Raw genomic sequence first — 20139 nt, forward strand, 5'->3', positions numbered from 1 at the left:
TGCGCCGCGCCCGCATAGATCAGGGGAGCCGGTGGGCGGCGAGTTCGTCGCCGGGTGGCAGCAGGTGGCTCAGGGGCAAGCTGGCCTCGATGACGGTACCGCTGTCGCGGCCTGCGCGAGATGACAGAATGCGGATGGTGCCGTCAAGCTGTTCCATCCGTTCCTGCATGTTGCGCAGGCCAATCCCGGCGTGGCTGCGGTCCTGTTCGGTGGGCAGGCCAGAGCCATTATCGCTGATGCGCATGGTGGCGCCATTCTCATGTCCGCGCAGGTCCATGGTAACACGGGTTGCGCCAGAGTGGCGTTCGATATTGGTGAGCGCTTCTTGGGCGATCCGATATAGCGCGATCTTGGCTTCTTGGTCGAGGCGGTTGCGAAACACCACGGTGGTAAACTCCGTCTCAATGCCGGTGCGGGCGGCAAAATCATCGGTGAGCGCCTTAAGCGCCGGGCCAAGGCCAAGGTCATCCAGCACACCGGGGCGCAGATCGCGGCTGATACGGCGCACCTCGGTGATGGCGGTGGCAAGCCCGTCGACGCCTTTATCCAGCGGGCTGGCTGCGGCGTCAAATTCACCGCGACTGATGCGCCGTTTGACGGTCTCCAGCGCGTAGCGCACCCCCACCAGCAATTGGCTGATGGAATCGTGCAATTCGCGCGCAACCCGGCCGCGCTCTTCTTCTTGAGCGTCAAAGACGCGCTGCGTGAGCTCCTTGAGCTTGGCATCGGCCAGCCTGCGCTCGCGGATGTTCAATAGCATACCGGAGGCGAACACAAAGATCAGCGCCACCAGTGTAATCGCACCTATATATATAAAGGTGCGGCGGACCCGGTTTTCGACTTCCATGCGTGAAGTGGCGATAGACGCGATCACATCGTCGATAAACACACCTGTGCCCACCGCCCATTGCCAGTCCTGCAGGCCCACCACATAAGCGATCATCTGCGCCTCTTCGCCGGTAGAGGGTTTTTCCCACATGAAACTGTGCCAGCCCGCCCCTTGACGGGCGATCTCGATAAAGGTGTTGACCACCGGCACACCATTGCCATCGGTCAGCCCCGCCCAATTGCGGTTGATGAACTCGGTCTGACGTGGACTCACCAGATTGGTGCCGTCGTAATCATAGACAAAGAAGAACCCATCCTTGCCGTAGATCATCGCGCTCAGGATCTGGGTGACCTGCTTTTTGGCCTCCTCGTCATTTGGGGCAGCGGGGCCATAGATATGCATGAACCCGTTGCGCGCCTGAGTGACGTAATTGCGCAGCTCTGCTTTCTTGGCCTCGATCAATTGCCGCTCCAGAACCTGGATCTCGCGTTCCGCCATGGAGCGGGATTGATGCGCGACCAGCGCGGCGATGCACAGGCCCGCCACGATCAGGGGCAGGGTGGCTAGCAGCGACAGCTTTTGTGCGTAGTTCGGACGAAACAGGCGCCGGATCATCTTGTGGTCCCGAATTTGGCTCTTTGGGCAGGCGTGCGGGGTGTGTTTCGAATCGTTACGGCAATGGCGCAAGGAATCAAAGCCCGGAAACCTGTGGGCTCTGTGTGATCGCCCCGAACAGGCGCGTCCAGGATGTGAATGACACCGATCCGAGTGAAAAAATCGCCGTTTCTACGTAGTACTTGGTATTCACATGTTTCACGGTCCCGTTAGGGTGTTCTCACTTCAAAGAGGCCGCGGGGGAAGGGCGATTTCGTGCACCACGGCGGTCGATACGTTTTGGGAGGAACCAACAACATGGATCGCAGATCCTTTCTGAAGACATCCGCAATCGGTGGCTCCGCTGCTGCCGCATCCGCAGCTCTGGCCGCACCGGCCTACGCACAGGGCAACCGCACCCTGACCATGGTCACCACCTGGGGCCGTGGCCTTGCTGGCGTGCACGACTCCGCGCAGCGCGTGGCCGACAGCATCACCGCCATGACTGATGGCGCGTTGACCGTTGACCTTAAGGCCGCAGGCGAACTCGTTGGCGCGTTTGAGGTTTTTGACGCCGTGACCGCGGGTCAGGCCGATATGTATCACGGTGCCGACTACTACTTCGTCGGTCAGCACCCGGCCTATGCGTTCTTTACCGCTGTGCCGTTCGGCATGACCGCGCAGGAACTGGCGAACTGGTACTATCAGGACGGCGGCATGGAGCTGCACGACGAGCTGGGTCAGATCTTTGGTCTGAAATCCTTCCTCGGCGGCAACACCGGCGCACAGGCGGGTGGTTGGTTCTCCAAAGAGATCAACAGCCCCGATGACTTCAACGGTCTCAAGTTCCGTATGCCGGGTCTCGGCGGTAAAGCACTGGGCAAACTGGGCGCATCCGTTCAGAACATCCCGGGCTCTGAAGTGTATCAGGCGCTCTCCTCCGGTGCGATTGACGGCACCGAGTGGATCGGCCCTTGGGCGGATGAAAAAGCCGGTTTCCAGGAAATCACCAAGACCTACTACACCGCGGGCTTCCACGAGCCGGGTGCGGGTCTCTCTGTTGCGACCAACCGCGACGTCTTTGAGAGCCTGTCGCCAGCGCATCAGAAAGTGATCGAGATCGCCTCTGCCGAAGCGCACCAGTGGAACCTGAGCCAGTTCCTCGCCAACAACGGTGCAGCGCTGCAGCGTCTGCAGGCCGGTGGCGTCAAGGTCATGGAATTCCCCGATAGCGTCTGGGATGCCTTTGGTAAGGCCTCCATGGAAGTGCATCAGGAAAACATGGGCGACGATCTCTACAAGAAGATCTACGACAGCGCGATGGCGTCGATGAAGTCCTCTTCGGGTTGGATCAACACCTCCTCCGGCACCTATGTTGCACAGCGCGACCGCGTTCTGGGCTAATCCCCGGTTGTGAACTTGAAACGGATCCCCCGCGCAGGGTGCGGGGGATCTCTTTTGCACTCGCGGTCTGAAAAAGCTGCGTCGCCGGAGCTCTCCGATGACAGACGCGCCCGACCGCTTGCCTGAACTTCCGGGGGAGCCATGCAGGACGACATGAGTATTTCCTTTTTTGGCGCGATTGGCGGCTTCCTATGGTGGCTCGCCTCTAATGTTTTTGGCGCCTTTTATAATCTCGGCTATGCCGTCACCCATCCCGAGCTATGGCTCGACTGGCTGACCTGGGCTGGCACCACCGAGGACAAAGCCTCTGTGATGCGCTTTGTCTACTACGGTGGCTCGGTCGAGTTTTTCTTTGTGATCTTCACCACGTTCCTCGTACTGACGGGCGTCGGAATGTACTTCCGCGGCTTTATGTGGGGCATGGTGCGCGCGCTTGAGGGCTTTGCCAACGGCTTGGGCCGTTTCTTTGCCTGGGCCGGGCTGTTGATGGTGGTTCAGCAGATCATCATCGTGTTCATGCAGCGCGTCTTTGCCCGCCCGGACATGAGTTTCGGTCTCGGGATCGCGTTGGAAAAAGACATCTCGTGGTTCGCCGAAGAGCTGAAGCTCTATAACGCGCTCGTGGTGTGTTTCTGTGTCACCTACACCTTTGTGCAGGGCGGCCATGTGCGGGTGGACCTCGTTTATGCCGGGATTTCGCATCGTGCCAAACGTGTGGTCGATATGGTCGGCTCGCTGATCTTCATGATGCCGGTTGCGGTTTTGACGTGGATGTACGGCTGGTTCTTCCTGTGGCGTCACCTGATCGTGCCGAAACCTTCGGCGTCCGATCAGCTGGACCGTCTGGTGATGAAGGCCCGCGCGCTGCGCTGGAATGTCGAAACCATCGGCTTCTCGCCCAACGGCTTTGACGGCTATTTCCTCTTTAAGATCCTGCTGGTCGCCTTTGCGGGCCTCGTGTTCCTGCATGCGGTGGCGTTCTTCTATCGCTCTTTCCTCGAGTTCATCGAGGGCGAAGAGTCAGAAGGGAAATACCTCGACAGAGATACGCTTGGCGAAGGCGAAGAAGCCTATGAAGGCGCTCATTAACTAAGGGACAGCACCCATGCTATTCGGACTTGATGGCGTCGAAATCGGCCTGATCATCGTCTTTCTCTGCCTCTTCGGGGGCATTCTCTCGGGCTTTCCGGTGGCCTTTGCCATCGGGGGCGCCGGGGTCATCTCCTTTGGGATCATCGCCGCACTGGACAGTGCCGGTCTGCTGATGCATCAGGCCATTGACACTTCCAGTCAGGCCTACCGCGATATTGTCAATTCCGGCGTGAAGCCGGATGTGATTTCGGTGTTCCGATACCCGGAGTTGCCACGGATCGGCGAACCCGTATTCCCGCAAGGCTGGGAAGTTGCGATGGACCGCAACGTGTCCTTCATTGTGAACCGGATCAACGAGCGGGTTCTGGCAGGCGCTTCCATTGAGACGCTGTTGGCGGTGTTGATGTTCGTTCTGATGGGCATCACGCTTGAACGCTCCAAGATCGCAAACGATCTGCTGACCACCATGGCGCGCGTCTTTGGCCCGCTTCCGGGCGGTCTGGCGGTGTCCATCGTGGTTGTGGGCGCATTTCTTGCCGCCTCCACCGGGATCGTGGGCGCAACCGTTGTGACCATGGGCCTCTTGGCCCTGCCGACCATGCTGCGCAACAACTACTCGCCGGAACTGGCGACGGGTGTGATCGCAGCGTCAGGCACCTTGGGGCAGATCATTCCGCCCTCCATCGTGATCGTGCTTCTGGGCACGCTGGCCGGTGATCTCTATTCCACCGCGCAGGAAAACCGCGCACAGGAGGCGGGCTGTTCCGATGCGCTGACCTATCTGGGTGAGCCTGCGGTGGTTTCCGTTGGCACGCTGTTTCAGGCGGCTTTGCTGCCGGGCATCATGCTTGCCCTTCTCTATGCGCTTTATGCCTTTGGCTACGCGCTGCTGAACCCGGAAAAAGCACCGGCGGTGCAGATGGGTGCGGCCAATGAGGAGCCGATCACCCGAGGCGAGAGCCTGACATGGTTCCTCGGCGTTCCGGCGGCTTTGATTGTCGGCACCGTGCTTCTGAGCAGCGTGAACTTGGTGGGCAGCCAGAACATCACCGTATCGGCCTTTTCCGACGCGGGGCAGACTGCAAGCCTGCGCACCAATGTGGGGCCAGACTGTCAGGCGGCGATGATCGACCTGCATGGTCAGTCCGCATGGGATGCGGCTGTGGCCGAACAAGCCGAAATCGACGCCGCGGGTGGCGTAGAAGAGGCGCATAAGCTCTCGGAAGAAGAGCTGGCCACCGCTCTGGCGCAGAAGATCGACAATGCCGCACCTATCGGTACCGGGATTGCGACGATCATCGTGCTCTTGGGTCTGACGCTAGCTGTGGGCCGTGGGGTGGCACCCTCGCGCGATGCCAAGCCGCTGATCCTCGGGGCCATTGGCCTCTTGCTGCTGGCGCTGGTGGATGTGCTGGCGATTGCACCCACGACCTCGGCCTCCGCCACGGTTGCGTGGATATTGCTGCCGACATTGCTTGCGCTTTACGGCTGCAAGGAAGCGGCGGCGCGCTGTGCCCGCAATGATCTGATCCGGGTGGTGTTCCCGCCGCTGGTTCTGATCGTCGCGGTGCTGGGCTCGATCCTGGGTGGGATCACCAACCCGACGCCGGCTGCGGCGCTTGGGGCAGGGGGGGCGATCATGCTGGCAGCCTATCGTCGTCTCAAGGACGAGGGCCAGTCGGGCAATATCATCATCTGGGCCACCTTTGCGGTGATCCTTGCGATCCTGACCGGCGTGAATTTCGATCTGCGCATCAATCAGGACGTGGTTCCGGCAGAAAGCTATGCGGCGTTCTTCTTTGCCTATGGCTGCTATCTGTTTGCGCTCTTTGGTCTGCTCTATGGGATCTGGGTGCTGTTCCGGGGCGGGGTGATGACGCCGATCGTGCGCGAAACGGCCAAGGTCACCTCGATGGTGTTCACCATCTTGATCGGCTCGCAGCTGTTGAACCTCGTGGTGATCTCCTTTGGGGGCGAACACTATATCCAGCAGTTCCTGAAGAGCTTTGACAATGAGCTGACGGTGTTCCTCATTGTGATGATCGTCTTGTTCATCCTTGGCTTTGTGCTCGATTTTCTCGAGATCATCTACATCGTGATCCCCATTGTCGGGCCGGTGATCTATGGCGGCTCGTTTGATCCCAAATGGGTGACGATCATGGTTGCGGTGAACCTGCAGACCTCCTTCCTGACGCCGCCCTTTGGCTTTGCGCTGTTCTATCTGCGCGGGGTGGCACCTCGGGAGGTTACCACGGGTCATATCTATCGCGGGGTTCTGCCCTTCGTACTGATCCAGGTGCTGGGGCTTGCGATCCTGTGGTTCTTCCCGGCGATTGTGACCATTGTCCCGGCATTGATCCCGAACTGATCCGGCGCATAGCTGTGAAACGGAAAAAGGCCCCGCGATTGCGGGGCCTTTTGCATTTGTGTGAGGTGTGAGGGGCGCGGCCCCTCTTGGCCATTCGGCCAATTCACCCCGGGATATTTGGGGTTAGAAGAGCTATGGGGTCAGGTGAACTGAATGAGGTCCCAGCGGTTCCCGAAAGGATCACGCCAGACGGCAACAGTGCCATAGGGTTCATGGCGGGGGACTTCTTCGAAGGTGACACCTGCAGCCTGCATCGCGTGGTGGTCGCGTTCAAAATCATTGGTGGCGAGAAATAGGCCAACGCGGCCGCCGAACTGATTGCCGATGGTGGATTGTTGCGTGTCGCCTTCGGCGCGGGCGAGGATCAGGCTGCCCTGTGATGCGCCGGGAGGCAGGATGCGCACCCAGCGTTTATGTCCCTGATCCACATCTTCGGTCAGCTGCCAGCCCAGAGTGTTGCAGTAAAAGGCGATGGCCTCGTCGTAATCGGGTACGACAAGGGCGACAGCGTGGAGATATTGCACGAAAGTTACCTCTTGGAGGGGTGTTTGCCTTGGGGCAGTTGGATATTGGCCACTTGTTCCGCCACCGGGGCGGTCGAGAGCGGGTGTTCTTCGGCAGCAAAGCTCTCCGGATCTTTGAGCGGTACCCATTCGCCGCCAAAATAAACCTCAAGGCCCGAGAATTTGGCCTTATAGCCCATCTTCTGGCTGCCGGGCACCCAATAGCCCAGATAGACATAAGGCAGGCCCGCCTCGCGCGCGATCTCGATATGATCAAGCACCATGAAGGTGCCAAGCGAGTTCTGCGGCAAATCCGGTGTGTAGAAGGAATAGACCATGCTCAGACCGTCCTCAAGCACATCGGTGAGCGCCACGGCGGTCAGCGCATTGGTCTCCGGGTCGGTGTATTCCACCACCCGTGTACGGATCGGGGTTTCCTCGACCATGGCCGCATATTCAAACACATCCATATCCGCCATGCCGCCATCGGCGTGGCGCTGGTCCAGATAGTCGCGAAACAGCGCGTATTGATCCTCTGTCGCCCAAGGGGACGTGGCGCGGCGCTCCAGATGGCGGCTGCGGTTCAGGGTCTTGCGCTGGCTGCGGGTGGGAGTGAACTCTGCCACATTGATCCGGGCCGACATGCAGGCGGAGCAATCAGAGCAGGACGGCCGATAGAGGACATTCTGCGAGCGCCGGAAGCCTTGCTGGCTCAGGGAGTTGTTCAACTGCTCCACCCCATCGCCCTGCAATGATGTGAACAGCTTTCGCTCCATGCGCCCTTCGAGATAGGGGCAGGGCTGCGGCGCAGTCACGTAAAACTGAGGAGCAATGGGAAGCGTGTGGCGCATATGTGGGGTCAGCGGCTCTCATTAAAGACGTGAAGGACCGTCCAGTGCAGACGGTCCGACATCAATGTGGTTTGATCTTTGATGATAACAACCGCCCCGTGGCTGACAAGCCTCCATGTGCAAATTGGATTAACGCGGCTGTGCGTCGGGATGGCGGCGCGCTTATGCGCGCCGCTTTAGCATCACGGTGCCAAGCATATGGTCGCTCAGACCTTGACCGCGTGCAGTGGTCAGCATCAACAGGATCGAGATGATTTGCAGGATCGGCACCGCCATGGAGACCGTATAGCCAACCGTGTGCAACAGGGCGCTGCCGCCGTCCAGTCGCGCGCCGGAGTGTTCGCGCAGCTCAATACCGCAAAAGCGCATACCCAATGTGGCGGAGCCATTGGCCAGTGTCGCAACCCGGTAGATGAAGCCAACGGTCAGATAGAGCATGGGCCAGACCAGAAGGCCGAGAAAGGCCGTGAAGGGCACGATCACCGCCGCGATGGCAAAGATCAACACAGTGTCGATCAGGAAGGCAAACAGGCGTTTGGCGGTGACACCAGAGTAAAACTCGGCCTGCATGTCTGGATCGGGGAGGGCGGTCATTCGGGGCTCCTGCGGGGTTGTCGATAATATCTCAAAATAGGGACTCTGCCCGGAGTGAGCCGGGCAGAGAAGGAGTCTTAGGCCTGAGACGGACGCGGGGCGTCTTCGTCTGCTTCGTCTTCGCCCTCATCGGGGCGGGTGGCGCGCTCGTCCATGAACTGGTCGAACTCTGCCTTGTCCTTGGCGGCGCGCAGCCGGGCGAGGAATGCCTCAAAGTCGGTCTGTTCCTGCTCCAGACGCGCCAGCGTGTCGGCCTTATAGGCGTCAAAGGCGCTGTTACCACTGGATTTCATGGCGTGAAAGCCACGATGCATATGGGTCGAACGGCGGCGGCAGGAGGATTTGAACATTCGTTTGCTCCAGATCATATAGGCGAGGATTGCAAGACCGACAGGCCAGAAGAAAATGAAGCCAAGGACCATTGTCGCGATCCATGCGCCTTTTCCTTTTGAGTCGAGCCAGGCTTCGCTTTTGGCAAGCCACCCCTGATGCGGGGTCGGCGGCAGGTTGGTCGTGTAACTTGTCATCAGGTTCTCCACGGCGTTGGGGTGAATGTGAACTTCATTTACATTACCGATATGTGCAGCAGGAGATCGCCCTTCAAGGGCGTATGTAAATGTTTTTCACATTTACTTATGAAGGCATTGATTTTTTGGGGATAATCTCTGATGGTGGCTCGTTTTTTGTGAGGTTTTATCGGGTAAATGCAACCATGCGCGCCCCATTGCTTGCGCCGAGGACACCATATGAAGGGCACCATATGAAGGATTGAGCAAAAGGTGCAGGGTGCGGCCACGCTCCCAAAACCATGTGTACTCAAAAAACGCCCGGTGGCCCGGTTCATTCCGGGCGCCCGTCAGAGCGGGTCTGAACGGGCGGGCAACTCATTACCTGCATCACTCGGTCCCCGAAACGGGAACGTGACCACGAAATAATGTTATCGCAGTTTTGCGATTTGTGGAAGGTCTGAAATGGTAAGCGCCGTCACCATTTGTTTCAGACCTTACCGATTTTTGGGCCGTGCCGAAGAATTCCACCGGAACAGAGGCGGTTGCGCGGTGTTTGGGGATTGACGCCCAAGGGCGGGGGTCACAGTCTCGCGCCATGTCTCATTCGCTTCAGGTTCACCGCTGCCCGCGCCCTTATGATTCCTCGATCAGCACCGAGGTGTTGTCTGATCATGGCCATCTGCCTTCCGAGTGGCAGGCACTGCTGGGCGGCACGGCGGGCAGTAGCCCTTATCTGCAAACCTTGATCCGCTCCGAGCGGAACTGGATCGAGGCGGCCCTGTCCGATCCCGAAGGCGCGCGCGACGCGGTGTTTCAAACCTGCCGCGCCTCTGCCCCGGATCAGGTGAAATCCGTGCTGCGCGCAGGCAAACGCCGGATCGCGCTGCTTTGTGCATTATGCGATCTTTCGGGCCATTGGCCGCTCGAAGAGGTCACCGGCACGCTCACCCGGTTTGGCGAGTTAGCGGTGGATGTGGCGCTGAAGGCGGAAATCGCGCTGCTGATCAAACGGCGCAAGCTGCCGGGGATGAGCGAAGACGACATCGCCACCGCAGGCGGGATGAGCGTCTTTGCCATGGGCAAGATGGGCGCCTATGAGCTGAACTACAGCTCTGACATCGACCTCATCTGCCTCTTTGATGAAACCCGGTTTGAACGGGATGACTTCCTTGAGGCCCGTCAGGCCATGGTACGCGCCACCCGCAATATGAGCGCGGCGCTGAATGACCGCACCGCCGAGGGCTATGTCTTTCGCACCGATCTCAGGCTGCGCCCGGACCCGTCGGTGACGCCAGTGGCGCTGGCGATGGCGGCGGCGGAACAGTATTACGAGAGCCTTGGCCGCACTTGGGAGCGGGCCGCCTATATCAAGGCGCGCAGCTGTGCGGGGGATATCGCGGCGGGCGAGAAGTTCCTCAAGACGCTGACGCCGTTCGTGTGGCGGCGGCATCTGGATTTCGCCGCCATTGAAGACGCCCACAACATGCGCCTGCGCATCCGCGAGAACAAAGGCACCGGTGGCCCGATCACGGTTCTGGGGCACGATATGAAGCTCGGGCGCGGCGGCATTCGCGAGATTGAGTTCTTCACCCAGACCCGCCAGCTCATTGCCGGGGGGCGCGATCCGTCGCTGCGGGTGCGTGGCACGGTCGAGGGGTTGCAGGCGCTATCGCGCGCCGAGTGGATCTCGGCGGAGGTGTCCGACACGCTGGCGCGTCACTACCGCGACCACCGCGAGATCGAGCATCGCATCCAGATGGTCCATGACGCCCAGACCCACCGCATGCCCACCTCCGAGGAAGGTCTGTCGCGCGTGGCCTGCCTGATGGACGTGGAGCCGGAGGCCTTTCTTGCGGATCTGCGCGCACGGCTGGAAGAGGTGCACCGTCTGACCGAGGATTTCTTTGCGCCCGGCACCAGCGCCAAACCGGCAGAGCCGCTGCCGGAGGATCTCGACCAATTGGTGATTGCGCGCTGGCCCAGCTATCCGGCGCTGCGTTCGGATCGCGGTGCGCGGATTTTTGAACGTCTGAAACCAGAACTGCTGAGCCGCCTGTCGCGCACCGCCAACCCGGGCGAAGCGCTTTTGGCGCTGGATGGGTTTCTGGCCGGGATGCCCGCCGGGGTGCAGTTGTTTTCCCTCTTTGAGGCCAACCCGCAACTGATTGATCTGCTGGTCGATATTGTTGGCACCTCGCCCGCGCTCGCCAATTACCTGTCACGCAATTCTTCGGTGTTTGACGCGGTGCTGGATGGCGGCTTTTTTGCCGACTGGCCCGGACGTGACGCGCTGATTGCGGAACTCAGGGAGGCATTGGACAGTGAAAGCGACTATGAACGCCAGCTTGACCTGACCCGACGCTGGCACCGTGAATGGCACTTTCGCACCGGGGTGCATCACCTGCGCGGTCTGATCGATGCCGACACCGCCGGTCAGCACTATGCGGATATTGCAGATGCGGTGATCATTGGCTTGCTCCCCAAGGTTACAGCGCAATTTGCCGCCAAACACGGGCCGATGCCGGGGCGCGGCTGCGTGATCCTCGGGATGGGGTCGCTGGGGGCAGGGCGGCTCACGGCGAGCTCGGATCTGGATCTGATCATGATCTACGACCCGCTTGATGATGAAATGTCCGATGGCAAACGCCCGCTGGCGGTGCGCCCCTATTATGCCCGCCTCACTCAGGCGATGGTGACTGCCCTGACCGCGCCCATGGCGGAGGGGCGTCTCTACGAGGTGGACATGCGGCTGCGCCCCTCTGGCAATCAGGGGCCGGTGGCCACGAGTTGGCAGAGCTTCACCCAGTATCAGGAGAACGACGCCTGGGTCTGGGAGCATCTGGCGTTGACACGGGCGCGTGTGGTGGCCGGAGAGGACACACTCGCGCGGGATCTGGAGAAATTCCGCTGCGATTTCCTCGCCCGTCCGCGGGACCGAAGGGTGGTGCTGCAAGAGGTGGCCGAGATGCGCCGCAGGCTTGCGGCTGCAAAATCACCCGATGGGCCGTGGGACGCGAAAACCGGGCCGGGCCGGATGCTCGATATTGAACTGGCAGCACAGGCGGGAACGCTCTTGGCCGGGCAACCCACACGCTCGGTCGTTGATGGTCTGATGGCCGGTGTCGCCAGCGGTTGGTTAAGTGACGCGCAGGCGCAAAACCTGCGCGCGGCCTATGATCTATATTGGTCCGTACAAAGTGCTGCGCGGCTGATTGCGGGCAAAGGGTCAGATGGCGCGGTGCGCGGTGAGGGAGGGGCGGCCTTCCTGCAGCGCAGCACCGGCTTTGACGGTATCGCCAGCCTGCAACAGGCGCTTGAACACGCCTATGCACAGGCCGCAGATTGCATCGACACAGCCATTGGCCCAGAGGCTGAGATGAAGGACGAAAATGATGACGAAACCCTCAGCTGAGACCGCATCTCTGGACCCCAAGGGGTTGGTTCGCGAGGCCTACCGGATAGAGGGGCTCGATGCCTCGCAATGCCGGAGCATCTTTCTGGATTGGGCACTTTCTGCGCCGATGGATTTTGACACCGATGCGGCGCTTTCAACGCTCTTGGCGCAATACGGGCCGCAGTTTCCCGACCATCCGATGACGCAGGTGTTGCGGGATGGCCTGAGCGGTGCTGTACGGCCCAAGCGGCGCGGTGGCTGGCGCTCGCGCGAGCGCGCACCGTTGACGGATCTTGGTTCTGGGCAAAACTCTGGACAAAACGGCGAGAGCTGATCCAATCCCAACAGGCGGAATGGCTGCCTCTCGCCAAGATCTGCTGCGCCATACCGCGGCGTGGCCCCGTGATTGAGCACGCGCCCTCAAACATAGTTAACAACTCCTTAAAATGTACGCATCGCGCCAGATTTCCGCCCTGTTTCGCGCTCAGAAGGACAGTGTAAACAGTGCGGGCCTATCGTGCCCCCAAAAGGAGGTTATCGTGCGTATCACATCTGTCGTTGCAGTTGGCATTCTGGGATTAATCCTGACCGCTTGTACCGCAACGGATCAACCCACGCGAAACGCATTTTCTGAACCACTGACCTATATCGCACCTGCGATTGCTCCGTTTCCGGGGTAATCCTTGCGCAGGCCGAATGGCGCGACTGACAGCTGAACCTGCCACGCCCGGCATCCCGTCCGACGGCGTGGCGACATTTGTGGTGAAATCATCGCCGCGCGCCTTCGTTTTCTCACTTGGGGCGGGCAGGGACTCGGGGTATGTGGAGCCATGACAGATGCATCCCTGACCCCGCCCACACGCCCGCGCGTGAAGATGAAGCCCAAATCCAATGCCCGCGCCATCCGCCACGGCTTTCCTTGGGTCTATGCCAACGAACTGGTGACCGACCGGCGCACCAAGAAACTCGCGCCCGGCAGCCTCGCGGTGCTGGAGGACGAGGCGGGCCGCAGCCTTGGGCTGGTGGCCGTAAACCCCGAAAGCAAGATCATCGCCCGGATGCTGGACCGCAACCCGGAGGCGCAGATTGATGTGGCGTGGTGTGCCGCGCGCCTGTCGCGGGCGCAGGAGTTGCGCGCCCAGCTCTACGATGCGCCGTTCTATCGTCTGGTGCACGCCGAAGCCGATGGGTTGCCCGGCGTGGTGATCGACCGTTTTGGCGACACATGCGTGATGCAACCCAATGCGGCTTGGGCAGAGGCCCATCTGGAGGCTTTGACGCAGGCGCTGGGCGAGGTCACTGGCTGCACGGTGATCCTGAAAAACGCCTCCGGGCGCACCCGTGGGCTTGAGGGGCTGGACGATCAAAATGCGGTGCTGAAAGGCGCGGCCCCCGAGGCACCGGTGCCGGTGGTGATGAATGGCGCCACCTATATGGCGGATCTGACCGGCGGGCAGAAGACCGGCCTGTTTTATGACCAGCGCGACAACCACGCCTTTGCCGCGCGTCTGGTGGCGCCGGGCGCACGGGTGCTGGATGTGTTCTCCCACGTGGGGGGCTTTGGTCTGGCGATGCTGGCGGCGGGCGCGGGGCATGCGACCTGCGTCGACGGTTCTGCTGCCGCGCTTGATCTTGCGACAGCGGGCGCCGCGGCCTCCGGCCACGGCGACAGGTTTGAAGCCCGTCAAGGCGATGCCTTTGACGTGCTGGCGGCACTTGGCGCGGAGGGCGCGCAATTTGATGTGGTGGTCTGTGATCCACCCGCATTTGCGCCCTCAAAACAAGCGCTTGAGGCGGGGTTGCGCGCCTATGAGCGGGTGGCAAAGCTGGCGGCCCCCTTGGTGAAGCCCGGCGGATATTTGGGTCTGTGTTCCTGCTCCCATGCGGCGGATCTGACCCGGTTCCGCAATGCTTCGGCACGCGGGATCGGCAAGGGCGGGCGGCGTGGGCAGCTGCTCCACACGGGCTATGCGGGCGCGGATCATCCGCAGATGCCGCAGCTGGCCGAGAGCGGCTATCTGAAGGCCGTGTTCTTCCGTCTCGATTGAGGGCTCACCTGTGAAGCTGCTGCTGGATACCTGTGTGCTCTACCCGACGGTGATGCGCGAGATGCTGTTGGGGGCGGCGCGGGCGGGGCATTTTGTGCCGCTCTGGTCGGCGCGTATTCTGGGCGAGTGGGAACGGGCAGCGGTCAAACTTGGCCCCACCGGTGCGGCGCAGGCCAAAGCCGAGATCGCGCTGCTGAACGCGGGCTGGCCAAAGGCGGCGGTTGCGGCCAATTCGGGCCATGAGGCGCGTCTGTGGTTGCCGGATGAGAATGACATTCACGTGCTTGCTGCTGCGATTGCGGGCCATGCGGATGGCATTGTGACCGTCAACGCAAAGGACTTTCCCCGCCAGACACTGGCGGAGGAGGGGCTGACGCGCAGCGCGCCGGATGAACTGCTCTATGACTTTTGGCTGAAAGATCCCCAAGGTATCGAAGCCGTGGGGCAGGCGGTTCTGGCAGAGGCGAACCGGCTGTCCGGCGAGGTCTGGCAGATGCGGGCGCTGTTGAAAAAGGCGCGCTTGCCACGGGTTGCCAAGGCTTTGGGTCAATAACAAGGCCACGTCCGACCGAGAGGTCGGACAGCCCCCGACCCTCCCCATGGGAGGGGGCTATACCCCCACTCAGGCTCGGAGGCGGTCCTTTGTTAACTGTTCCCCAAAATCTCTGCCGCGATCTCAAAGGAGCGCAGCCGCGCGTCGTGATCGTGAATCTGCCCGGTCAGGATCACCTCATCCGGCTGATAAGTTTCGATCAGTCGCGCAAGATCTCCGCGCACCGTCTCCTTTGATCCGACCGCCGATATGGTCAGCGCCTGATTGACCCCTGCCAGGATCTCCGGCGCCAACACATCCGCGATATCATCCACCGGTGCGGGCAGCTTGCCGGGCATGCCCAGACGCAGGCGGGCAAAAGCCTGCTGCATGGTGGTGCGCAGCCGCTCGCCCTCGGCATCATTCTCGGCGGCAAAGACGTTGATCGCGAGCATTGCATGGGGTTCGGCGAGGGTCGGCGAGGGGCGGAACTGGCGGCGATAAACATCAAAGGCCTGCTCCAACGCTTGCGGCGCAAAATGCGAGGCGAACGCATAGGGCAGCCCCAAAGTCGCCGCAAGCTGCGCGCCGTAAAGGCTTGATCCCAGCATCCAGACCGGAACCTGAGTGTTCTCTCCGGGTATGGCGCGCAGATTGCTGCCTTCACGCTGCGGCCCGAAATAAGAGATCAATTCCTGTACGTCCTGCGGAAACCGATCTCCGGAGTCCTGCAACCCGCGTCGCATCGCACGCATCGCCGCCATATCGGTTCCCGGTGCACGCCCCAGACCGAGGTCGATCCTCGGTCCATGGATCTCGGCCAATGTGCCAAAGGCCTCTGCCACCATGTAAGGCGCGTGATTGGGCAGCATGATACCCCCCGCTCCGATGCGCATGGTGGAGGTCGCCTGCGCGATATGGCCGATCATCACCGCCGTTGCGGCGCTGGCGATACCGGGCATATTGTGATGCTCCGCCAACCAGTAGCGGTGATAGCCCCAACGCTCTGCGTGTTGGGCCAGATCGGCACTATTGGCAAGCGCCTGAGCGGTGGTGGACCCTTCTGGCACCGGGGCGAGGTCGAGGACGGAATAGCGCATGAAAACCTTCTCCTTGCCGGAAGGTTTAGGTGGGGATGCCCTGTGAGCGGAACAAGGGGCAAGCGCGGAATTATTTATCCGGTCCGATTGTCAGGCGTTGGTCCATTTGCCTTCGAGACGTTCAAGCGCGGCAATGCGCTCATCCGTCTTGGGGTGGCTCATGAGCCATGCAGGGGCCATGCCCGCGCGGGAGTTGGTGAGTTCTTCCAGCTTGCGAAAGAGGCTCTTTTGCGGCTCCACACCGATCCCGGCCTTGGTCAGAAGGGCGGCCGCATACTCGTCGGCCTCGTATTCATCGCCGCGCGACAGGCGCGCCGCCAGAAGGCTGGTAAGAACACCCGCAATCCACGGACCGACAAAGGGAATATAGCGCCCTATTACCATCATCAGCACTGTGCGCAGCGCGTTTTGGCCAGAAAAATCGATCATCCGTTTCTTGGCGTGCCCCAGTGCCACGTGGCCCAGCTCATGCGCGATAACGCTTGTCAGCTCCGCATCCGTGACCTCGCCGTTCTGAAACTTGCGATAAAATCCACGGGTGATGAAGATGCGCCCATCGGGGGCGGCAAGACCGTTCACCGGGTCGATCTCATAGATGTAGACCGGGATACGCGGCAGTTCCAGCGCGGCGGCAAGCCGGTCGGTCATACGTTTGAGATGCGGATCGGCCAGCTCGCTCGAGCGGGCATCAAGTTCGCGGTGGGTGCGCCAAACGGACAGGCGGTACATCACCAGCCCGTAGATCACCGCCAAAAGGATGGGAGTCAGTCTCAGCATGAACCTGATATGGGCGGGTTTCGGCTCTGCGGCAAGCGGTTCGCGCAATTTTAAAGGGGCCGTGTGCCAGCGCCATGTTACCTTAGGGCATATTTCTGGCGATACGGGAGGGGGAAGCATGGATGGCACGGTCACGGTACTGGTGGGCACGACCAAGGGCGCGTTTCTGATCGACGGGGGCAGGGATCGGACCGGGTGGCGCGTGCGCGGCCCCTTCTGTGAGGGCTGGCCGATCAACCATGTGGTCGGCGATGCCGAGAGCGGGACGATCTGGGCTGGCGGCGGCAGCGAGTGGAATGGGGCCGGGATCTGGCGCTCATCGGATCAAGGCGAAAGCTGGCAGGTCACGCGCCTTACTCGAGGTACCACTGATGACTGGGCCGAGAATGATCCCGATTTTGCGGCAATGATCGGCTATGAACCCGTCGAGCTGCCCTTTGGCAGTGACTTCCAGCAGATCTGGTCCATCGGGATCGGGCAGGGGGTGCTTTATGCGGGCACGAAACCTGCATCCTTGTTGCAAAGCCGCGATGGCGGCGAGAGCTGGACGCGTGTTGACGGGCTGAGCCATCATCCCTCGGCAGACAGCTGGAATCCGGGCGCGGCGGGGCTGGTGCTGCACACGATCCTGACCGACCGGGAGCGCCCGTCGCACCTGTGGTGCGGGATTTCGGCTGCCGGTGTTTTTGCCAGCGAGGACGGCGGTGAGACTTGGGAACGGCGCAACCGGATGTCCAATGCGGAAAGTTGCGCGCATCACGACCACCCCGCAGCGCCGCGCGATGGCGAGACCGGGCATTGCGTTCATAACATGGTGCGCGCTCCGGGAGATAATGATCTGATCTATCAGCAAAACCACCATGGGGTCTGGAAGTCGCGCGATGGTGGCCGCAGTTGGGACGACATCAACGCGGGCCTGCCTTCGACCTTTGGGTTTCCCATCCATGTGCACCCCCGCGACCCGGACACGATCTGGACGCTGCCATTGAATGGCGACATGCTTGGGCGGTTTCCTCCAGATGCGGCGGCAGCGGTCTGGCGCTCGCGCGATGGGGGCGAGAGCTGGCAGGCGTGTCGTGACGGGTTGCCGCAGGAGGGGTGTTTCTTCACCGTGCTGCGTCAGGCCATGGCAGGCGATCGGCGTGATCCGGCAGGGGTCTATTTCGGCACCAATTCTGGATCGGTCTTTGCCAGTTTCAACGAAGGCGACCAATGGCTGGAGATTGCACGCCACCTGCCCACGATCCTGTCGGTTGAGGTGCTGGACCGCAGCTGAGCCGGGTGCGGCCAGTGAAACAGGGGAGGTATTGCGCTTTGCTTTGCAAATCGCGCTGGGGCGGCGGCCGCGCCTTCGGCGCGGCCGCCGCCCGGCCCAACGCTTTTGATGCAGGCTTTGCCTGTGTTGAAAGGGGCGGGAGCCTCCCCGATCACCTAATGCGCCGCGACATTTGTTCCTATAGCGCCCTTGCCGGGGCCGGTGTTCACTGCTGTTGACTGAGCAGGAGTTGACCCGATGAATGTCTTCTTATTGAGCGCGGCGGCGTTGGCTGCAGTCTGGACCTTGGTGCATGGGATCATCGGGGGACGGCAATGTGCGCGGCCCCTTGCTGCGGATCAGCAGCTCATCCCGGTCGTGCGTGAAACGGTTCTTTTGTGCTGGCATCTGGTGACCGGAGCATTGGCGCTGATGGCGCTGTTTTTATGTCTCGGTGCGTTTGGGCGCACGGACATGGCGCTGGCGGGGATACTGCTGGCAGCGGTGAGCGCGGGCATTGGCATCGCAGTGCCGCCCTTGCGCGGGGTGTCCTATGGAGTTTTGCCGCAGGGGTGGCTTTTTGTGCCGGTGGTCCTGTTGGGGGCGTGGGGGCTCTGGGGATAGTATTGGCCCTGTGCCCTAAGGTATGTGGCAGCAAAGCTGACCTATTGTTTCGTGCGCGAAACATTGGGGAAATAGGGCTGATACTTTTTGTGGGTCAGTAAAGTAAGCGCTCCCCTAAATGCGGGTTGCGATCTGAGAGAGCGTAGCCTTTACAATGTGTTAAGGTGCGTATCTCACGTCCTTTAACGTGTCAGTTCCCGCATACCGCGTTCCAGCCCATCGAGGGTCATCGGCACCATGCGATCCTCAAAAATCTCGCGGATCATCTGGATGGAATGAGTGTATTCCCAGTATTTCTCCGGCACCGGATTGATCCAAAGATGCGAGCTCCACTGCGCACGGGCGCGCTCCAGCCAGACCTGACCGGCCTCCTTGTTCCAGTGCTCATTTGCCCCGCCGGGATAGGCGATCTCATAGGGTGACATCGACGCATCACCGACAAAAATACATTTGTAATCCGGTCCATAGGTCCGCAGCACCTCATGGGTTAGCGTCTGCGCATCCCAGCGGCGGCGATTGTCGCGCCACACACCCTCGTAGAGGCAATTGTGGAAATAATAGTATTCCAGATGCTTGAACTCGCTGCGGGCCGCGGAGAACAATTCCTCCACCAGCTTGATATGCGGATCCATCGACCCGCCCACATCGAGAAACAACAAGACCTTTGCGGCATTGTGGCGCTCGGGCCGGGTTTTCACATCGAGATAGCCGTTTTCTGCCGTGGCGCGAATGGTGCCGTCGAGGTCCAACTCTTCGCGCGCGCCCTCGCGGACCCAGCGGCGCAGGCGCTTGAGCGCCACTTTGATGTTGCGCGTGCCCAGCTCAACATCGCCGTCTAAGTTCTTGAACTCACGCTTATCCCAGACCTTGACCGCACGCTGGTGGCGGCTTTCCTTCTGGCCGATGCGCACGCCTTCGGGGTTGTAGCCATAGGCGCCAAAGGGCGAAGTTCCGGCAGTGCCGATCCATTTGTTGCCCCCCTGATGGCGGCCTTGTTGTTCTTTCAGGCGTTCTTTCAGGCTGTCCATCAGCTTGTCAAAGCCACCCAGAGCCTCAATCTCGGCGCGTTCCTCGGCCGAGAGATGTTTCTCCGCCATCTTGCGCAGCCACTCCTCGGGAATGTCCACGGCCTCCATCACCGCAGAGGCGGGGATCTGGTCGAGACCTTCGAAGGTGGCGGCAAAGGCGCGGTCGAATTTGTCGAGGTTGCGCTCGTCTTTGACCATCACCGCGCGGGCGAGATAGTAAAACGCCTCCACGTCATAGGTGGCCAGACCCGCTTTGAGCCCTTCCAGAAACGCAAGATATTCGCGCAATGAGACCGGAACGGCGGCGGCGCGCAGGTTCTCAAAGAAGGGCTGAAACATGAGGTCTCCGTTGTTTTGGGTCAGACCAGCATGCGGTGGGTGATGATGGTGCCGAACAGGCCAAGGATACCAAATATCATGCCATAGACAGCCCCGTATTGCAGCATATCGGCGAGATTGCCGCCACGTTTGCGGGCCTTGAAGGCGCCAAGGGCTGCACCGAAGAACAGGGCGATGATGACGATCATAAGAAACAGGTCCAGAGTTCGGGGTGTTCTGGCCAGCGGCAGCGCCGGGATGGCTGGAACGACCGTTTGGGGGTCTTTGGCCTGCATATAGCCCGGCTTTGGACCGGGTG

Annotated in this window: 19 protein-coding genes; 10 read left to right on the forward strand and 9 right to left on the reverse strand. The window is 60.9% G+C overall.

The genetic code is table 11. The features are described 5' to 3' along the window. Window positions 1-19: 19 nt before the first annotated feature. Window positions 20-1444, reverse strand: coding sequence for a cache domain-containing protein (locus tag UB90_RS19930; RefSeq protein ID WP_065326574.1), 1425 nt, complete (start codon window positions 1442-1444; stop codon window positions 20-22). A gap of 297 nt (window positions 1445-1741) precedes the next feature. Between UB90_RS19930 and UB90_RS19935 the strand changes: the two genes are divergently transcribed. The 3 genes from UB90_RS19935 to UB90_RS19945 all read left to right on the forward strand — a co-directional run bounded on the left by UB90_RS19935 (window position 1742) and on the right by UB90_RS19945 (window position 6287). Then, on the forward strand, window positions 1742-2827 hold the full coding sequence (locus tag UB90_RS19935) for a TRAP transporter substrate-binding protein (RefSeq protein WP_009179192.1): 1086 nt from the start codon (window positions 1742-1744) through the stop codon (window positions 2825-2827). A 141-nt stretch (window positions 2828-2968) separates the two neighbouring features. After that, window positions 2969-3916: a TRAP transporter small permease subunit gene (locus UB90_RS19940; RefSeq protein ID WP_009179126.1), complete on the forward strand. Its 948-nt coding sequence runs from the start codon at window positions 2969-2971 to the stop codon at window positions 3914-3916. A gap of 16 nt (window positions 3917-3932) precedes the next feature. Further along, entirely contained in the window at window positions 3933-6287 is a 2355-nt protein-coding gene (locus UB90_RS19945) for a TRAP transporter large permease (RefSeq protein ID WP_065326575.1), read from the forward strand. Window positions 6288-6427: 140 nt separating this feature from the next. Here the strand turns inward: UB90_RS19945 and UB90_RS19950 are convergent, their stop codons facing one another. The 4 genes from UB90_RS19950 to UB90_RS19965 all read right to left on the reverse strand — a co-directional run bounded on the left by UB90_RS19950 (window position 6428) and on the right by UB90_RS19965 (window position 8762). Then, window positions 6428-6811 carry a VOC family protein gene (locus UB90_RS19950; protein ID WP_065326576.1) on the reverse strand — a complete coding sequence of 128 codons (384 nt, stop codon included), beginning with the start codon at window positions 6809-6811 and terminating at the stop codon, window positions 6428-6430. A 5-nt stretch (window positions 6812-6816) separates the two neighbouring features. Further along, a complete protein-coding gene (locus UB90_RS19955; RefSeq protein ID WP_065326577.1) occupies window positions 6817-7641 on the reverse strand; it encodes an arginyltransferase in 825 nt (274 codons plus the stop codon). A 162-nt stretch (window positions 7642-7803) separates the two neighbouring features. Then, window positions 7804-8235, reverse strand: a complete 432-nt coding sequence (locus UB90_RS19960) for an RDD family protein (protein ID WP_009178809.1) — start codon at window positions 8233-8235, stop codon at window positions 7804-7806. Window positions 8236-8312: 77 nt separating this feature from the next. After that, window positions 8313-8762, reverse strand: a complete 450-nt coding sequence (locus tag UB90_RS19965; protein ID WP_065326578.1) for a DUF2852 domain-containing protein — start codon at window positions 8760-8762, stop codon at window positions 8313-8315. Window positions 8763-9339: 577 nt separating this feature from the next. On the opposite strand from UB90_RS19965, the gene UB90_RS19970 reads away from it, so the two are divergent. From UB90_RS19970 to UB90_RS19985, 5 genes are all read left to right on the forward strand, one after another. Next, a complete protein-coding gene (locus tag UB90_RS19970; protein ID WP_065326579.1) occupies window positions 9340-12156 on the forward strand; it encodes a [protein-PII] uridylyltransferase family protein in 2817 nt (938 codons plus the stop codon). Continuing rightward, window positions 12137-12472 (forward strand): hypothetical protein, encoded by a 336-nt coding sequence (locus UB90_RS19975; RefSeq protein ID WP_319822661.1) that lies wholly within the window; start codon window positions 12137-12139, stop codon window positions 12470-12472. The genes UB90_RS19970 and UB90_RS19975 overlap by 20 nt, the downstream gene beginning before the upstream one ends. 205 nt (window positions 12473-12677) lie before the next feature. After that, the gene (locus UB90_RS22895) at window positions 12678-12818 is read left to right on the forward strand and encodes a hypothetical protein (protein ID WP_157888773.1); all 141 of its coding nucleotides are present in this window, start codon (window positions 12678-12680) and stop codon (window positions 12816-12818) included. A gap of 150 nt (window positions 12819-12968) precedes the next feature. Then, a complete protein-coding gene (locus tag UB90_RS19980) occupies window positions 12969-14186 on the forward strand; it encodes an RSP_2647 family RNA methyltransferase (protein ID WP_065326581.1) in 1218 nt (405 codons plus the stop codon). 10 nt (window positions 14187-14196) lie between these two features. Beyond that, a complete protein-coding gene (locus UB90_RS19985; RefSeq protein ID WP_065326582.1) occupies window positions 14197-14739 on the forward strand; it encodes an RSP_2648 family PIN domain-containing protein in 543 nt (180 codons plus the stop codon). Between the two features lie 92 nt (window positions 14740-14831). Here UB90_RS19985 and UB90_RS19990 read toward each other — a convergent pair whose 3' ends face one another. Then, complete coding sequence (locus UB90_RS19990) at window positions 14832-15818, reverse strand: LLM class flavin-dependent oxidoreductase (RefSeq protein ID WP_065326583.1); 987 nt, start codon at window positions 15816-15818, stop codon at window positions 14832-14834. 90 nt (window positions 15819-15908) lie between these two features. After that, window positions 15909-16595, reverse strand: a complete 687-nt coding sequence (locus UB90_RS19995; protein ID WP_065326584.1) for a M48 family metallopeptidase — start codon at window positions 16593-16595, stop codon at window positions 15909-15911. Window positions 16596-16713: 118 nt separating this feature from the next. On the opposite strand from UB90_RS19995, the gene UB90_RS20000 reads away from it, so the two are divergent. Beyond that, window positions 16714-17871, forward strand: coding sequence for a VPS10 domain-containing protein (locus UB90_RS20000; protein ID WP_065326585.1), 1158 nt, complete (start codon window positions 16714-16716; stop codon window positions 17869-17871). A gap of 237 nt (window positions 17872-18108) precedes the next feature. After that, window positions 18109-18474 carry a hypothetical protein gene (locus UB90_RS20005; protein ID WP_065326586.1) on the forward strand — a complete coding sequence of 122 codons (366 nt, stop codon included), beginning with the start codon at window positions 18109-18111 and terminating at the stop codon, window positions 18472-18474. 182 nt (window positions 18475-18656) lie between these two features. Here UB90_RS20005 and UB90_RS20010 read toward each other — a convergent pair whose 3' ends face one another. Both UB90_RS20010 and UB90_RS20015 read right to left on the reverse strand, forming a co-directional pair. Then, complete coding sequence (locus UB90_RS20010) at window positions 18657-19841, reverse strand: vWA domain-containing protein (RefSeq protein ID WP_065326587.1); 1185 nt, start codon at window positions 19839-19841, stop codon at window positions 18657-18659. Window positions 19842-19861: 20 nt separating this feature from the next. Further along, window positions 19862-20116, reverse strand: coding sequence for a hypothetical protein (locus tag UB90_RS20015; protein WP_065328084.1), 255 nt, complete (start codon window positions 20114-20116; stop codon window positions 19862-19864). Window positions 20117-20139 lie beyond the last annotated feature (23 nt).

It is taken from the genome of Tritonibacter mobilis, assembly GCF_001681715.1.
Lineage (GTDB): Bacteria > Pseudomonadota > Alphaproteobacteria > Rhodobacterales > Rhodobacteraceae > Epibacterium > Epibacterium mobile.

Excerpts from the sequence above, each read along its gene's own strand:
- UB90_RS19930 (WP_065326574.1), bottom strand. The coding sequence starts at position 1,444 with ATGATCCGGCGCCTGTTTCGTCCGAACTACGCACAAAAGCTGTCGCTG.
- UB90_RS19935 (WP_009179192.1), top strand. The coding sequence starts at position 1,742 with ATGGATCGCAGATCCTTTCTGAAGACATCCGCAATCGGTGGCTCCGCT.
- UB90_RS19940 (WP_009179126.1), top strand. The coding sequence starts at position 2,969 with ATGCAGGACGACATGAGTATTTCCTTTTTTGGCGCGATTGGCGGCTTC.
- UB90_RS19945 (WP_065326575.1), top strand. The coding sequence starts at position 3,933 with ATGCTATTCGGACTTGATGGCGTCGAAATCGGCCTGATCATCGTCTTT.
- UB90_RS19955 (WP_065326577.1), bottom strand. The coding sequence starts at position 7,641 with ATGCGCCACACGCTTCCCATTGCTCCTCAGTTTTACGTGACTGCGCCG.
- UB90_RS19960 (WP_009178809.1), bottom strand. The coding sequence starts at position 8,235 with ATGACCGCCCTCCCCGATCCAGACATGCAGGCCGAGTTTTACTCTGGT.
- UB90_RS19965 (WP_065326578.1), bottom strand. The coding sequence starts at position 8,762 with ATGACAAGTTACACGACCAACCTGCCGCCGACCCCGCATCAGGGGTGG.
- UB90_RS19970 (WP_065326579.1), top strand. The coding sequence starts at position 9,340 with ATGTCTCATTCGCTTCAGGTTCACCGCTGCCCGCGCCCTTATGATTCC.
- UB90_RS19975 (WP_319822661.1), top strand. The coding sequence starts at position 12,137 with ATGACGAAACCCTCAGCTGAGACCGCATCTCTGGACCCCAAGGGGTTG.
- UB90_RS19980 (WP_065326581.1), top strand. The coding sequence starts at position 12,969 with ATGACAGATGCATCCCTGACCCCGCCCACACGCCCGCGCGTGAAGATG.
- UB90_RS19990 (WP_065326583.1), bottom strand. The coding sequence starts at position 15,818 with ATGCGCTATTCCGTCCTCGACCTCGCCCCGGTGCCAGAAGGGTCCACC.
- UB90_RS19995 (WP_065326584.1), bottom strand. The coding sequence starts at position 16,595 with ATGCTGAGACTGACTCCCATCCTTTTGGCGGTGATCTACGGGCTGGTG.
- UB90_RS20000 (WP_065326585.1), top strand. The coding sequence starts at position 16,714 with ATGGATGGCACGGTCACGGTACTGGTGGGCACGACCAAGGGCGCGTTT.
- UB90_RS20005 (WP_065326586.1), top strand. The coding sequence starts at position 18,109 with ATGAATGTCTTCTTATTGAGCGCGGCGGCGTTGGCTGCAGTCTGGACC.
- UB90_RS20010 (WP_065326587.1), bottom strand. The coding sequence starts at position 19,841 with ATGTTTCAGCCCTTCTTTGAGAACCTGCGCGCCGCCGCCGTTCCGGTC.
- UB90_RS20015 (WP_065328084.1), bottom strand. The coding sequence starts at position 20,116 with ATGCAGGCCAAAGACCCCCAAACGGTCGTTCCAGCCATCCCGGCGCTG.